At 63.7% G+C, this 12,985-nt stretch carries 13 protein-coding genes; 8 read left to right on the top strand and 5 right to left on the bottom strand.

What is annotated here, in order from left to right:
- Window positions 1-130 precede the first annotated feature (130 nt).
- The 3 genes from IVA95_RS06685 to IVA95_RS06695 are packed head-to-tail and all read right to left on the bottom strand — an operon-like array spanning window position 131 to window position 3,907.
- Window positions 131-1,657: an acyl-CoA synthetase gene (locus tag IVA95_RS06685; protein ID WP_247509792.1), complete on the bottom strand. Its 1,527-nt coding sequence runs from the start codon at window positions 1,655-1,657 to the stop codon at window positions 131-133.
- Window positions 1,658-1,682: 25 nt separating this feature from the next.
- Window positions 1,683-2,876, bottom strand: a complete 1,194-nt coding sequence (locus IVA95_RS06690) for an ABC transporter substrate-binding protein (RefSeq protein WP_247509793.1) — start codon at window positions 2,874-2,876, stop codon at window positions 1,683-1,685.
- 56 nt (window positions 2,877-2,932) lie between these two features.
- Window positions 2,933-3,907 (bottom strand): nitronate monooxygenase family protein, encoded by a 975-nt coding sequence (locus tag IVA95_RS06695; protein WP_247509794.1) that lies wholly within the window; start codon window positions 3,905-3,907, stop codon window positions 2,933-2,935.
- 212 nt (window positions 3,908-4,119) lie between these two features.
- On the opposite strand from IVA95_RS06695, the gene IVA95_RS06700 reads away from it, so the two are divergent.
- Window positions 4,120-5,007 carry a LysR family transcriptional regulator gene (locus IVA95_RS06700; protein ID WP_247509795.1) on the top strand — a complete coding sequence of 296 codons (888 nt, stop codon included), beginning with the start codon at window positions 4,120-4,122 and terminating at the stop codon, window positions 5,005-5,007.
- 163 nt (window positions 5,008-5,170) lie between these two features.
- Here IVA95_RS06700 and IVA95_RS06705 read toward each other — a convergent pair whose 3' ends face one another.
- Window positions 5,171-5,824, bottom strand: coding sequence for a DNA-3-methyladenine glycosylase 2 family protein (locus IVA95_RS06705; protein WP_247509802.1), 654 nt, complete (start codon window positions 5,822-5,824; stop codon window positions 5,171-5,173).
- 123 nt (window positions 5,825-5,947) lie between these two features.
- On the opposite strand from IVA95_RS06705, the gene gluQRS reads away from it, so the two are divergent.
- Together gluQRS and IVA95_RS06715 are read left to right on the top strand one after the other, a co-directional pair.
- On the top strand, window positions 5,948-6,850 hold the full coding sequence (gene gluQRS / locus IVA95_RS06710; protein WP_247509796.1) for a tRNA glutamyl-Q(34) synthetase GluQRS: 903 nt from the start codon (window positions 5,948-5,950) through the stop codon (window positions 6,848-6,850).
- A gap of 64 nt (window positions 6,851-6,914) precedes the next feature.
- On the top strand, window positions 6,915-8,171 hold the full coding sequence (locus IVA95_RS06715; RefSeq protein WP_247509797.1) for an ATP-binding protein: 1,257 nt from the start codon (window positions 6,915-6,917) through the stop codon (window positions 8,169-8,171).
- Here the strand turns inward: IVA95_RS06715 and IVA95_RS06720 are convergent.
- Window positions 8,095-8,988, bottom strand: a complete 894-nt coding sequence (locus tag IVA95_RS06720; RefSeq protein ID WP_247509798.1) for a YihY/virulence factor BrkB family protein — start codon at window positions 8,986-8,988, stop codon at window positions 8,095-8,097. The two genes, IVA95_RS06715 and IVA95_RS06720, sit on opposite strands and share 77 nt — an antisense overlap.
- A 146-nt stretch (window positions 8,989-9,134) precedes the next feature.
- Between IVA95_RS06720 and IVA95_RS06725 the strand changes: the two genes are divergently transcribed.
- From IVA95_RS06725 to IVA95_RS06745, 5 genes are all read left to right on the top strand, one after another.
- Window positions 9,135-9,329 (top strand): twin transmembrane helix small protein, encoded by a 195-nt coding sequence (locus IVA95_RS06725; RefSeq protein WP_213246784.1) that lies wholly within the window; start codon window positions 9,135-9,137, stop codon window positions 9,327-9,329.
- A 21-nt stretch (window positions 9,330-9,350) separates the two neighbouring features.
- Window positions 9,351-9,923 (top strand): cob(I)yrinic acid a,c-diamide adenosyltransferase, encoded by a 573-nt coding sequence (locus IVA95_RS06730; protein ID WP_213285728.1) that lies wholly within the window; start codon window positions 9,351-9,353, stop codon window positions 9,921-9,923.
- Window positions 9,924-10,061: 138 nt separating this feature from the next.
- Complete coding sequence (locus IVA95_RS06735) at window positions 10,062-10,811, top strand: electron transfer flavoprotein subunit beta/FixA family protein (RefSeq protein ID WP_247509799.1); 750 nt, start codon at window positions 10,062-10,064, stop codon at window positions 10,809-10,811.
- Window positions 10,811-11,755, top strand: coding sequence for an FAD-binding protein (locus tag IVA95_RS06740; protein ID WP_247509800.1), 945 nt, complete (start codon window positions 10,811-10,813; stop codon window positions 11,753-11,755). The genes IVA95_RS06735 and IVA95_RS06740 overlap by 1 nt, the downstream gene beginning before the upstream one ends.
- Window positions 11,756-11,907: 152 nt before the next feature.
- Entirely contained in the window at window positions 11,908-12,789 is an 882-nt protein-coding gene (locus IVA95_RS06745; RefSeq protein WP_247509801.1) for a 3-hydroxybutyryl-CoA dehydrogenase, read from the top strand.
- Window positions 12,790-12,985 lie beyond the last annotated feature (196 nt).

Raw genomic sequence — 12,985 nt, forward strand, 5'->3', positions numbered from 1 at the left:
AACCACAGACCCCATCAGGCCTTGGCAGGGCAAACTCCCAAGGCCTTCGCCGCTACCAAGACCACCGCGATCCAATCAGCGAATTAGTGAACATCGACAGCAATGACGTGGTGGGTGGGGAGCGTGACGCTCACCCAATCGCCCGCAGCACCCCCTCGGCATATAGATCGCGCAGCTTGCGCTTAAAAATCTTGCCGGTGGCTTCGCGCGGCATGGCATCCATGAACTGAATGTCCTTCGGTACCTTGAAGTTGGCGAGACGTTCACGCAAGAATTCCTGCACCGCGGCCGGCGACAGCGACGCATTCGCTTCCGGCTCGATGCAGGCGAACAGGCGCTCGCCGAATTCGTCGTCGGGCACGCCGAACACCGCGCAGTCGCGGACGCCGTCCATGCCGATCAGCGCGTTCTCGATTTCCGCCGGATAGATGTTGACGCCCCCGGATATCACCATGTCGCGCTTGCGGTCGCACAGGAACAGATAGCCGTCCGCGTCGAGGTAGCCGAGGTCGCCGACACTGACGAGGCCGTCGCGGCCGGCTTCGGCGCGTGCTTCGGCCTTGCCGTGATAATCGAAATCCGGAACCGACATTTGCCGCATGAAGATCTCACCGGGCTCGCCAATATCGCACAGCGAACCATCGGGGCGGAAAATCTTGACGACGCCGCCCTCGATGGCGCGGCCGACGGTGCCGGGCTTTGCAAGTGCCTCCTCGGCCGAATGCCACACCGGGATGCCGGTTTCGGTCGAGCCGAAATATTCGTTGATGACCGGTCCCCACCAACAGATCATGGCGCGCTTGACCTGCGGCGGGCAGGGCGCCGCACCATGCACGACGAAGCGCAGCGACGACAGATCGTAGCGGCGCCTCACCTCATCCGGCAGCCGCAGCAGGCGCACGAACATCGTCGGCACCATGTGCATGTGGGTGACGCGGTGGCGTTCGATCAGTTGCAGCATGTCTTCGGGATCGAAGCGCGGTTCGAGCACGATTGTGCAGCCGCTGCGGAATGCCAGCATGCCGTACGAGTTCGGCGCCGAATGGTACATCGGGCCGTTCATCAGGATGACCTGCTCCTCGTTCGGCTTGACGCCATAGGCGATGCCGCCGACCCGCGCGGAGGCCGCGGCCTGTTCCGGCGTCATCGGCTTGCGGCGCACGCCTTTGGGCAGGCCTGTCGTGCCCGACGTGTAGAACATCGGCGCGCTGCCGATCGGAGACTCCTGCGAGGGCGCATGCATGTCACGCCAGCGGTCCCAATCCGTCATCCCGTCGGGGACTTGGGTCAGCCCGGGTGCCACGTTGAAGGCCGCGGCGATTTCGGGCGGCGTCGCCACCACCAGGAGCCGCACGTCGGCGGGCAGGCCGTCCCTGATCTGCGGCAGCAAGTCGGCATGGCAGACCAGGATTTTTGCGCCGCTGTCGGCGAGGATATAGGCGACTTCCTCGGCCTTCAAATGCCAGTTGATCGGCACTACCGGGCTGCCCAGCGCCGCGGCGGCGCTGGAGACTTCGAAGAACGCAAAATCGTTGCGCAGCATCATGCCGACCGGCGTGCCGCCACCGACGCCGAGCGACTTGAAGCCCGCCGCCGCCCGCGCGATGCGGACGTGGATATCGGGATAGCTGATTTGGCGTTCGCCGCTGATGATCATGCCAGGCTTCTCTTGTCCGTGAACTCTACTCGTCTTCGATCAGATCGCCAAAGCCGACCCAACTCTTTCCGTCGAAGCGCTGCATCCGCAGCTGCTGGAACAACAAATAGTCGTCGGGACCGGTGGTCACCGTGACTCCGGGCAGCAGCAGCGGCAGCGAGACGTTTTTCAGCGAGGTTGCCTTCTTCAGCACATTGGCACGGCTCAGGTCGTTGCCGCATGCGCGCAGGACGTGGACCAGCAACGCCGAACCAGCGTAGCCGCCAGCGTAGGTGGTGTCATGGGCGTCGGCCGCCGGCATGTACTGCTTCATGAACGCGAAGTATTCCTTCACATCGGCATCGTTGGCCCATTGCGGATCGTTGATGTTCTTCTGATAGGCTGAGGAGATCAACCCGGTCGCGTTCTCCAGCCCTGCTGGCTGCAGGATAGTGGCGATCGAGGTCACCGAGGTCGGCACAATGAACAGGTCCGGTTTGAAGCCCATCTCGGCGCTGCGGCGGATCATCTGGGAACCGAACTTACCGATGGCGACGCCGAAGAAGACATTGGCGCCAGACGCCTTCAGCGTGGCGAGTTGGGAATCGATCGTCGGCTGGGTGGTTTCATAGACCGCCTCGGCCACGATCATGCTCGCCGCCTTGTCGCCCAGGCCACGCTTGAACGCGGTGACGTAGTCGCGGCCGAAATCGTCGTTCTGCGACAGGATTGCGATCTTGGCGTCCAGCTTGGTGCGCAGCACGTGCTTGGCGTAGATGATGCCCTCCGACTGGTACGAGGCCATTCCGCCCATCGTCCAGGGAAAGTTCTTCGGATCGGCCCATTTGCTTGCACCTGTCGTGATGAAGAGGTGAGGCACCTTCTTGCCGTTTAAATAGCGGTGGATCGCGCTGTTGGTCGGTGTGCCGAGCGTTCCGAAGATCATCAGGACTTCGTCCTGCTCGACCAGCCGGCGGGTTTGCTCGACCGTCTTGGGGGGCGAATAGGCGTCGTCGAGGCTGAGCAGCTTCAGCTTCCGGCCGTTGATGCCTCCCTCGGCGTTGACCTTGTCGAAATAGCCCTGCGCGATCTTGCCGAGGACGGAATATCCCGACAACGGACCGCTGTAAGGCATGGTCTGGCCGATCAGGATTTCGTCGGCGGTAACGCCGTTTTCGGCCCTGGCCGTGCCGGCCGCGAACGCCAGCAGTCCGGCGCAACACATCGTGATGGCTCTCATCATTTCACTCCCCTTCGTTTGTTTGGTTGATTGGCCGTCATTGAAACCGGCGCGTCTTAGGCGCGCGCTCGGTTGAGAAAGTCACTGCTTGCGTCGGCGAACTCTGCCTTCAGCCGCTCAACCAACTCAGCCACCGGCGGCGCGTCGGCGATCTGGCCGATGCCCTGGCCTGAGCCCCAGATGTCGCGCCACGCCTTGGCCTTGGTGTTGCCGCCGGAGCCGAAATTCATCTTCGATTTGTCGCTCTGCGGCAGATTGGCGGGATCGAGGCCCGCGGCCACGATCGAGGGGCCGAGATAGTTGCCGTGCACGCCGGTGAACAGGTTGGAATAGACGATGTCGTGCGCGGCGTGCTCGACCAGCGCGGCCTTGTAGGCCGGAGCGGCATTGGCTTCGGCGGTGGCGATGAAGCGCGTGCCCATGTAGGCCATGTCGGCGCCGAGCGCGAGTGCCGACGCGATGCCCCAGCCATCCGAGATCGCGCCCGAGAGCAGCACGGTGCCCTTGAACCACTGCTTGACCTCGCGCAGCAACGCGAACGGCGATAGCGTGCCGGCATGGCCGCCGGCACCGGCGCAAACCAGAATGAGACCGTCCACGCCATGCTCGGCCGCTTTGCGGGCATGCTTGACGTTGATCACGTCGTGGAACACGACGCCGCCATAGGAGTGCGCGGCCTCGACGACTTCGATCGGCGGCCGCAGCGAGGTGATGATGATCGGGACCTTGTGTTTCACACAGGTCTCCATGTCCTTCATCAGCCGGTCGTTTGAGTGATGGCAGATCTGGTTGACCGCGTATGGCGCGATCTTCTTCTCCGGATGCAGCGCCTTGTATTCGCCGAGTTCGTTCTCGATGCGCGTCAGCCATTCGTCGAGTTTTTCGACGGGACGCGCGTTCAGCGCCGGAAACGAGCCGACGATGCCGGCCTTGCACTGGGCGATGACAAGTTCCGGCCCGGACACGATGAACAGGGGCGATCCAACCACGGGCAGTTCGAGCGAATTGGCAAGCGAAACAGGCAACGGCATTCGGTCTCTCCCTTGCGACGCGAAGCCGGGGGTGCCGGGACGCGTCGATCGATGCTGATTTGAGAGCGCCGGACCGGGCGGAGCCGCTGGCTGGGCGCTAATTGTTTGGCCACATTATAGGGCTGGACGGCACGCCCCGGCCGTTCAATATTGAACAGGCAATCCGTCAGGAATGAACAGCGCGCCCGCGCGAGACTGGGGACGAGGAGCCGATGGACTGGGACCTGTGCAAAACCTTCGTCGCGGTGGCCGAGACCCGCAGCTTCGCGGCGGCCGCGCGCCGATTGCGCTCCAGTCATCCGACGGTCGGGCGCAAGATCGCCGAACTGGAAGCCCAGCTCGGCATTCCCCTGTTCGCCCGCTCCAACGAAGGCCTTTCTCTGACTTCGCACGGGCAGAAATTTCGCGAGCATGTCGATGCGATGGCGGCGGCGGCGTTGCGCGCGGAGGCTGCGGTATCGGCGACGGGTGCGCAGGCCCGCGGCGTGGTCAAACTGTCGATCGGCGCGACACTGGCGGCGCACTGGCTGATGCCCAAGCTCGGGCCGTTCCTGCGCCAGCACGACCAAATCCAGCTCGAGATCATCACCCATCCATATCCGGCCAGCGTCCGCCGCCGCGAGGCCGATGTCGTGCTGCGCCCGGTCGACAGCGGCGAGGAGAATTTGATCGGCCGCAAGATCGGCCGGCTTGGTACCGGCTTCTACGCCTCTCGCGATTATGCCGCGCGCCGGCGCCTTCCCGAACGGCGGGACGAATGGAAGGGCCACAGCGTCATCGGCTTCGCCGACCGGTTGTCGAACGAGCGTCTGGCGCGCTGGAGCGATGCGATCGCGCGGCAGGGCTCGATGGTGATGCGCTGCTCCTCGCAGGGCGACATGCTCGCCGCCGCACGCGCCGGCCTCGGAATTTCGACGCTGTCCTGTTTCGTCGCCGCCGCCTATCCCGAACTCGTCCGCGTCGCCCCGCAAAAACTCGTCAGCGTGGCCGATCTCTGGCTGCTGGCGCATCCCGATCTGGTCGATCTCCCCGCCGTGCGCGCCGTGATCGATTTCGTCACCGCTTGCGCGCGCGAGGACCGGGTGCGGCTGCGGGGGTGAGAAGACAGATGGAGTTTAGGTGACACTCTCCGTTCCCCGGACGCGGCGCAGCACGCAGGATGCGCTGCTAAGCCGGGGCCCATAGGGCGATGAGCGCGGTGAGATGGATCCCGGCTCTGCGGCGCAGCGCTGAAGCGCCGCACCGCGTCCGGGACACGAGAGATCACGGCTTGCTTGCCAGCACGCCCTCGCGCTTTTTCAGAACCCGATAATAGCTCCACCACAGATGCGCCGCCGCGCCGCGCAGGGGACGCCAGGGTTCCGCCAGCGGCGCCATCTGTTTGGCGGTCGGGCGCGTCTTCAGGCCAAGCCCGATCTTCACGGCCTCCTGCACCGCGAGGTCGCCAGCCGGCCAGGCGTCGCCATGACCGAGACAGAACAGCAAATAGATGTCCGCGGTCCATGGCCCGATGCCGGGCAGCGCGGTCAGCGTATGGTGGGCGGCATCCGCATCCTCTTCTGCCAGCACCTCGAGATTAAGCCGCTCGGCAGCCAGTTCGCGCGCGATATTCTTCAGCGTCTTGATCTTGGCGGCCGACAGCCCGAGCCGGCCGAGGCGGTCGGCGCGGGTCTTGCGGATGACTTCGTGATCGAACGGATCGAACGCGGCCGTCAGCCGCGCCCAGATCGCTCCGGCGCTGGAGGTAGACAATTGCTGGCCGCAGACGATGCCAGCAAGCCCCGCGAACCCCGGCTCGCGCTGCCGCAGCGCCGGCATGCCCGTAAGTTCGAGAATCGGCTTGAGCCTTGGGTCCTGCTTCACCAGTGCGTGGATGGCGTCTTCGAGATCGGACTGACTGTTGAGGTGGATGGTCATTGAAACTTTCGGCTGGCCCGGCTCGTCATGCGCGGGCTTGACCCGCGCATCCATCATATATCGTAAAAGTCTTTTGAAAGATGGATTGCCGGGTCAAGCCCGGCAATGACAGTGTCAGGATCAATGCCGCCACCCGTTTTCCGATTTGCTCCGAGCCCGAACGGCTATCTCCATCTCGGCCACGCCTATTCGGCGCTATTGAATTTTGACCTCGCGCGCGAGCGCGGTGGGCGGCTTCTGCTGCGGATCGAGGATATCGACGCGACGCGTTGCCGGCCGGAATTCGAGGCGGCGATCTATGAAGACCTCACCTGGCTCGGGATATCCTGGGAAACGCCGGTGCGGCGGCAATCGGAGCATTTTGCGCGCTATCGCGAGGCGGTCGAAAAATTGGCAGGCTTGGACCTGATCTATCCGAGCTTCGAGAGCCGCGCCGAAATCGCCCGTCTGGTCGCACAACGCGAGGCCAGCGCGCCCTGGCCGCGGGATCCCGACGGGGCGCCACTCTATCCGGGCGTCGCGAAATCGCTGCCGCCGGACCGGCGCCACGAGTTGATCGCACAAGGCGTGCCTTACGCGCTGCGGCTCGACATGCAGCAAGCGCTCGCGCGCACGAAGGAACTGGCCTGGCAGGAACACGGTGCAGGGCCCGGCGGCGAGACCGGTGTCGTCGCCGCACGCCCTGAAGCGTGGGGCGACGTTATCCTGGCCCGGAAGGAGACGCCGACCAGCTATCATCTCTCCGTCGTGATCGACGACGCCTTGCAGGGCGTGACCGACGTGGTACGGGGCAGGGACCTGTTCTGGTCGACGAGCGTCCACCTGGTGTTGCAACAGTTGCTCGGTATCCCGCAACCGGTGTATCGGCATCACCGCCTCGTCGAGGATGCGTCGGGACACAAGCTGTCGAAATCGACGCAAGCCACGGCCTTGCGCGAATTGCGTGGGCAAGGTGCCACCCCTGCGGGTATTCGCAGCCTCGTCGGTTTGTCCGACGATTCCCGTAGTACTACTGCGGGTTGTTGAAAACGTCTCCGTGACACCGGCCGCCATCGCGTGTCATGCTGGTCGCGGCAGAGGAAGGGGGACCATGGCGGCAAAGCGGCGCTCACCAGGCACCACGGGAACAACCAAGAAGCGGCGAGCAAAAAAACGCGTGTCCGGCGCCGCGGTCAGAAAACGCGGCACGCGCACCTCCGCCATCGCTGCGCCCGGCATGGTTGAGACCGCGCTGGCGGCCTTTGCGCACGAGGTGCGCACGCCGCTGACCGGCATTCTCGCGATCAGCAATCTTTTGGCGACCTCGGACCTCGACGAACGCGAACGGCGCTGGGTCGACACCATCAGGGCGGGCGCGGAACATCTGGCGAGCCTTGCGACCCTGTTTGTCGATGCCGCGCGCAGCGGCGGCCCCGGGCTCGAGGTGCGGCAGGACTTCTTCGACCTGCGTACGCTTGCCCGCAACGCCGGCGATTCGCTGACCGGGCGCGCCGCGGCCAAGGGCCTGCAGTCGTCGGTCGATATTTCCGAAAAACTTCCAGGGTTTGCAATCGGCGACCCCGTCCGCCTGCGCGCCGCGCTGGAGAACCTGATCGACAATGCGGTAAAATTCACTGAACAGGGCAGTGTCGGGCTGCAGGTCACGTCCGTGCGGGGTCCGAAGGGCAAGGTCGCCGTCTCATTCGCAATCTCCGACAGCGGGATCGGCCTTGCGCTGAACGAAATCAAGCGCCTGTTCCGGCCGTTCTCGCAGGCCAATGTCTCCATTGCATCGCGCTTCGGCGGCGCCGGTCTCGGATTGTCGTCGGTCAAGCAACTGGCGCGTGCCATGGGCGGCGACATCACTGTGACGCAGCGCCCGGGCGGCGGCACCAACTTTACCCTCAACGTCGTAATGTCGCCCGCAAAGGACGCCGCGCCGGCGGCATCCGGCGCCGATGGCGAGGTATCGATCAGTTCGCCGCGGCCATTGCGCCTGCTCAGCGTCGAAGACAACCCATTCGGTCGTGTCGTGCTCAACACGATCCTGACCGAACTCGGTCACCAGACCGACTTCATCGGCCAGGGTGAGGCGGCGCCCGAGCGGCTCGCGCAAGGCGCGTTCGATGCGGTGTTGATGGACATGGTCCTGCCGGGCATCGACGGCGTCGAGGCGATTAGGCGCATTCGCGCGCTGGAGCCGCCGCTCGGGCGCATTCCGATCATCGGCATATCAGGTCGCAGCGAGGACGAGGCGGCGTCGCGCGCCGCCGGCGCCGAGATCTTTCTGGTCAAGCCTGTGAGCCCGCGCGCCTTGGCGACTGCGCTTCATGCAGCGACAACCCCTTCGGCAACTGCGATTTCATGATGGCTGCGTTCAGTTCGCCGCCGAAGACGAAAATCGCCGAAATGAAGTACAGAAACACCAGCGCGATGATGACCGAGGCAAGGCCCGCATACATCGTCACATAGCTGCTGGCGAAGCGCGCCAGATACTGGCCGAACACGACGCCCGAGATCAGCGATCCCACCATCGTAAAGACGATGCCCGGAAGGATCTGCAGAAAACTCCGCCGGCCGCAGGGCAGCCAGGCATGCAAGACGAACAGCGCTACCGTCATCGCTGTGATCGTGATGCCGTAGCGGGCGAAGGTGAGAAGGCCTTCGTTGGACTCGACGAAGAACGGAATGTGGCGGCGCGCTGTCTCCAGGATCAGCGGACCGAGCACGATCAGGAACGCCATCAAGAGCGATGTGACGGCGGCGACCAGCGTATAGCCGATCGACTCCAGCCGCAGCCAGTACCACGCTCGCGGCTCGACCACCGAATAGGCGCGGTTCAGCGCGACCCGCAGCGCCTCGACGCCGTTGGAGGCGAAATAGACTGCCAGCACCGCGCCGACGGTCAGGATGTCGCCGCGCGTGGTCGTCAGCACGTCGTAGATTTCGCCTGACAGCGCGTCGGCGACTTGTTGCGGCCAGGTTTGAAGCAACAGTCCCACGGCTCCATCGGCGAGTTCCTTGGAGCCGAAAAACCCAGCCAGCGACGTCAGCACGATCAGGAACGGAAATAGCGCCATCAACGTCGACAGCGCGATGTGGCTCGCGATCGCCCAGCCGTCATCGGCGAGGAACGTGTAAAACGCCTCCATGACGACGAGGTAGACGTAGCGAATGAGCTTCACATCTCACCTCGATCCGGGTATCGCGATCCGGTCCTAACGCCGGGGCTAGCATCTGATATTATTGGGTTAAAAGCCAGATCGTCGAGCGGTAGTGCGAGAGTTGTGAACGTGTGGAAGTCGGCGCCTCGCGGTGTTATGTACCGTCGATGGCATCCTTTCTGAGTTCGATTGTTCTCCCCATCGCGCTTGCGGCCGTGGCTATCGTGCTGTTGCTCGGCCTCGTCAACATGATGCGCGGCGGCTCGCCGAACCGCTCGCAGAACCTGATGCGGCTTCGGGTGCTGCTGCAGTTCGTCGCCATCGTCATCACCATGGTTGTGGTGTGGGCGTTGGGCAAATAAGGGTAGGAAAGGGAGGCGCCTATGGTCGTGCTCAACCGCATCTATACCAAGACTGGCGATGACGGCACCACGGCGCTCGGCAGCGGCGAGCGCCGCCCGAAATACGATCTGCGCATCAGCGCCTACGGCACCGTAGATGAAACCAACGCCGCGATCGGCGTGGTGAGGCTGCACCTCGGCGATGCCCGCGAACTCGATGCGATGCTCGGCCGGATCCAGAACGATTTGTTCGATCTCGGCGCCGACCTTGCGGTGCCACAGCGCGACGGCAAGGCCGAGCGGCTCCGGATGCTGTCGAGCCAGGTCGAGCGGCTCGAGCGCGACATCGATGCGCTGAACGATCATCTCGCGCCCCTGACCTCGTTCGTGCTGCCCGGCGGCACCCCGGCTGCCGCATACCTGCACCTCGCCCGTACCATATGCCGCAGGGCGGAACGGATCATGGTGGAACTTGCCGCGCGGCCGGAGGAGCCGGTGAGCACGGCTGCCATTCAGTATATGAACCGCCTGTCCGATTTCCTGTTCGTGGCCAGCCGCGCCATGAACGATAATGGGGCCGGAGACGTGTTGTGGGTGCCGGGTCAGAACCGTTAAGGTAAGCCTTGAAGGTAGGCCTTGTCCCAGGCCGATTTTTGGCTTTCGCGCGTTGACCGCCGATAGCGGGACCTTTAGGTTCCGCGCCCAAGCTAATACAGGCTGATCAAACCCCAGAATTGAAGCGAAAGAGGATCGATGAAGGTTCTTGTGCCGGTAAAGCGGGTGGTCGATTTCAACGTCAAGGTCCGCGTCAAGAGCGACGGAACGGGCGTGGAACTCGCTAACGTGAAGATGTCGATGAATCCGTTCGACGAAATCGCTGTCGAGGAAGCATTGCGGCTGAAGGAGGCCGGCAAGGCGACCGAGGTGGTGGTGGTGTCGATCGGCCCGGCGCAGGCCTCGGAGACGATCCGGACTGGTCTCGCCATGGGCGCCGACCGCGGCATCCTCGTCAAGGCCGAGGGCAATGTCGAGCCGCTGGCGGTTGCGAAGATTCTCAAAGCCGTAGCGGATGCCGAGAAACCCGGCCTCATCATTCTGGGCAAGCAGGCGATCGACGACGATTCGAACCAGACCGGCCAGATGCTGGCCGCGCTGCTCGGCTGGTCACAGGCGACGTTTGCCTCCAAGGTTGAAGTTGAAGGTTCGGACTTCAAGGTCACGCGCGAGGTTGACGGTGGCCTGCAGACCGTAAAGCTGAAGGGACCGGCGATCATCACCACCGATCTGCGGCTGAACGAGCCGCGCTATGCGTCGCTACCCAACATCATGAAGGCGAAGAAGAAGCCGATCGACGACAAGGGCGCCGCCGATTATGGCGTCGATCTCACGCCGCATCTCGAAGTGCTCAAGACAGCGGAGCCGCCCGGCCGCAAGGGCGGCGTCAAGGTCAAGGACGTCGCTGAGCTCGTTTCCAAACTCAAGACCGAAGCCGGGGTTCTCTGATGACGACGCTGTTGATTGCCGAACACGATAACGCGTCGATCAAGGATGCGACCAACAAGGCGCTGACGGCAGCCGCTGCGCTCGGCGCCGACGTGCACGTGCTGGTGGCCGGCGAGAACGCCAAGGCGGCGGCCGATGCCGCAGCCAAGCTTGCCGGCGTCAAGAAGGTGCTGCTCGCGGACAATACTGCCTATGCCCATGATCTCGCCGAGCCGCTGGCCGCGCTGATCGTATCGCTGGCCTCCGGTTACGACGCTTTCGTCGCGCCTGCGACCTCGCGCTTCAAGAACGTGATGCCGCGCGTCGCAGCTCTGCTCGACGTGATGCAGGTGTCCGAGATCATCAAGGTGATTTCGCCCGATACCTTCGAGCGGCCGATCTATGCCGGCAACGCGATCCAGACGGTGAAGTCCAAGGACGCCAAGAAGGTCATCACGGTGCGGACTTCGACCTTTGCCGCGGCAGGTGAGGGCGGCAGTGCGCCGGTGGAGGACGCCGCCGCTGCGGCTGATCCGGGCCTCTCCAGCTTCGTCGGCGAAGAGGTGGCAAAGAGCGACCGTCCGGAACTGACCTCGGCAAAAATCATCGTTTCCGGCGGCCGCGCCATGCAGAGCCGCGAGAACTTTGCCAAATACATCGAGCCGCTCGCCGACAAGCTCGGCGCCGGCGTCGGCGCCTCGCGCGCTGCGGTCGACGCCGGCTATGCGCCCAACGACTGGCAGGTCGGCCAGACCGGCAAGGTGGTCGCTCCGGAACTATATGTCGCAATCGGTATCTCCGGCGCGATCCAGCATCTCGCCGGCATGAAGGATTCCAAGGTGATCGTTGCGATCAACAAGGATGAAGACGCGCCGATCTTCCAGGTTGCCGATTACGGCCTGGTCGCGGACCTCTATCAGGCGGTTCCTGAGCTGACCGACGCGCTCGGCAAGCTCGGAAAGTAACCACAGCGATAAACACCGGCCGGATGCGTAACATCCGGCCGGTGTTTTATGCTAAAGCGAAGTGGGTTTGCGACTTCGCGTAAATATGGCGTGCCACAACGGGCAGCAGGACGAACAGGCGCGATGTGCGCGCCGTTCCGGTGGATGACGAGATGACGGTGACAATCAAGAAGGTCGGCGTGATCGGCTCGGGCCAGATGGGCCACGGGATTGCGCAAGTGGCGGCGCTTGCCGGCTTGGACGTGGTGCTCAACGACGTGTCCGACGAGCGGCTGAAATCGGCGATGGCGACTATCAACGGCCATTTGTCGCGCCAGGTTGCCAAGCAGGTGATCACCGAGGATGCGCGCAAAAAGGCGCTGGAGCGGATTACCTCCACCGAGACGCTCGATGGGCTTGCGGATTGCGACCTCGTGATCGAGACCGCCGTCGAAAAGGAAGAGGTCAAGCGCAAGATCTTTCACGAACTCTGCGCGGTATTGAAGCCGGAAGCGATCGTCGCCACCAACTCCTCGTCGATCTCGATCACCCGGCTCGCCGCCTCGACCGATCGTCCCGAGCGTTTCATCGGCATTCATTTCATGAATCCGGTGCCGGCGATGGAACTGGTCGAGCTGATCCGCGGCATTGCCACCGACGATATGACCTTCGATACCGCCAAGGAATTTGTCGGCAAACTCGGCAAGCAGATCGCGGTATCGGAGGATTTCCCGGCCTTCATCGTCAACCGCATCCTGCTGCCGATGATCAACGAGGCGATCTACACGCTTTATGAGGGCGTCGGCAACGTCGAGGCGATCGACGCCGCCATGAAGCTCGGCGCGCACCATCCGATGGGGCCGCTGGAACTGGCCGATTTCATCGGACTCGATACCTGTCTGTCGATCATGCAGGTGCTGCATGAGGGGCTGGCGGATTCGAAATACCGGCCGTGCCCGCTGCTCGTGAAATATGTCGAGGCCGGCTGGCTGGGGCGCAAAACCCAGCGCGGTTTCTATGACTACCGCGGCGACAAACCGGTCCCGACGCGCTGAGATCCCTCGATCCTCATGGTGAGAAGGCGCGCAAGCGCCGTCTCGAACCATGTGGCCCGGTTGGTGCCATCCATCCTTCGAGACGCGCGCTATGCGCGCTCCTCAGACCGTATGTCCCTCTTCCGATGCGGAGGCGACTCACCCTCGATGCGAGTGCGAGGGTTACCCGGATGGGCCGGGCAGAGCCTCACGCAAG

The organism is Bradyrhizobium sp. 157, assembly GCF_023073815.1.
Taxonomy (GTDB): Bacteria; Pseudomonadota; Alphaproteobacteria; order Rhizobiales; family Xanthobacteraceae; genus Bradyrhizobium.

What these genes read in the sequence shown, in the direction of transcription:
- IVA95_RS06685 (WP_247509792.1), bottom strand. Translation starts at nt 1,657, where the DNA reads ATGATCATCAGCGGCGAACGCCAAATCAGCTATCCCGATATCCACGTC.
- IVA95_RS06690 (WP_247509793.1), bottom strand. Translation starts at nt 2,876, where the DNA reads ATGAGAGCCATCACGATGTGTTGCGCCGGACTGCTGGCGTTCGCGGCC.
- IVA95_RS06725 (WP_213246784.1), top strand. Translation starts at nt 9,135, where the DNA reads ATGGCATCCTTTCTGAGTTCGATTGTTCTCCCCATCGCGCTTGCGGCC.
- IVA95_RS06730 (WP_213285728.1), top strand. Translation starts at nt 9,351, where the DNA reads ATGGTCGTGCTCAACCGCATCTATACCAAGACTGGCGATGACGGCACC.
- IVA95_RS06735 (WP_247509799.1), top strand. Translation starts at nt 10,062, where the DNA reads ATGAAGGTTCTTGTGCCGGTAAAGCGGGTGGTCGATTTCAACGTCAAG.
- IVA95_RS06695 (WP_247509794.1), bottom strand. Translation starts at nt 3,907, where the DNA reads ATGCCGTTGCCTGTTTCGCTTGCCAATTCGCTCGAACTGCCCGTGGTT.
- IVA95_RS06745 (WP_247509801.1), top strand. Translation starts at nt 11,908, where the DNA reads ATGACGGTGACAATCAAGAAGGTCGGCGTGATCGGCTCGGGCCAGATG.
- IVA95_RS06715 (WP_247509797.1), top strand. Translation starts at nt 6,915, where the DNA reads ATGGCGGCAAAGCGGCGCTCACCAGGCACCACGGGAACAACCAAGAAG.
- IVA95_RS06700 (WP_247509795.1), top strand. Translation starts at nt 4,120, where the DNA reads ATGGACTGGGACCTGTGCAAAACCTTCGTCGCGGTGGCCGAGACCCGC.
- gluQRS (WP_247509796.1), top strand. Translation starts at nt 5,948, where the DNA reads ATGCCGCCACCCGTTTTCCGATTTGCTCCGAGCCCGAACGGCTATCTC.
- IVA95_RS06740 (WP_247509800.1), top strand. Translation starts at nt 10,811, where the DNA reads ATGACGACGCTGTTGATTGCCGAACACGATAACGCGTCGATCAAGGAT.
- IVA95_RS06705 (WP_247509802.1), bottom strand. Translation starts at nt 5,824, where the DNA reads ATGACCATCCACCTCAACAGTCAGTCCGATCTCGAAGACGCCATCCAC.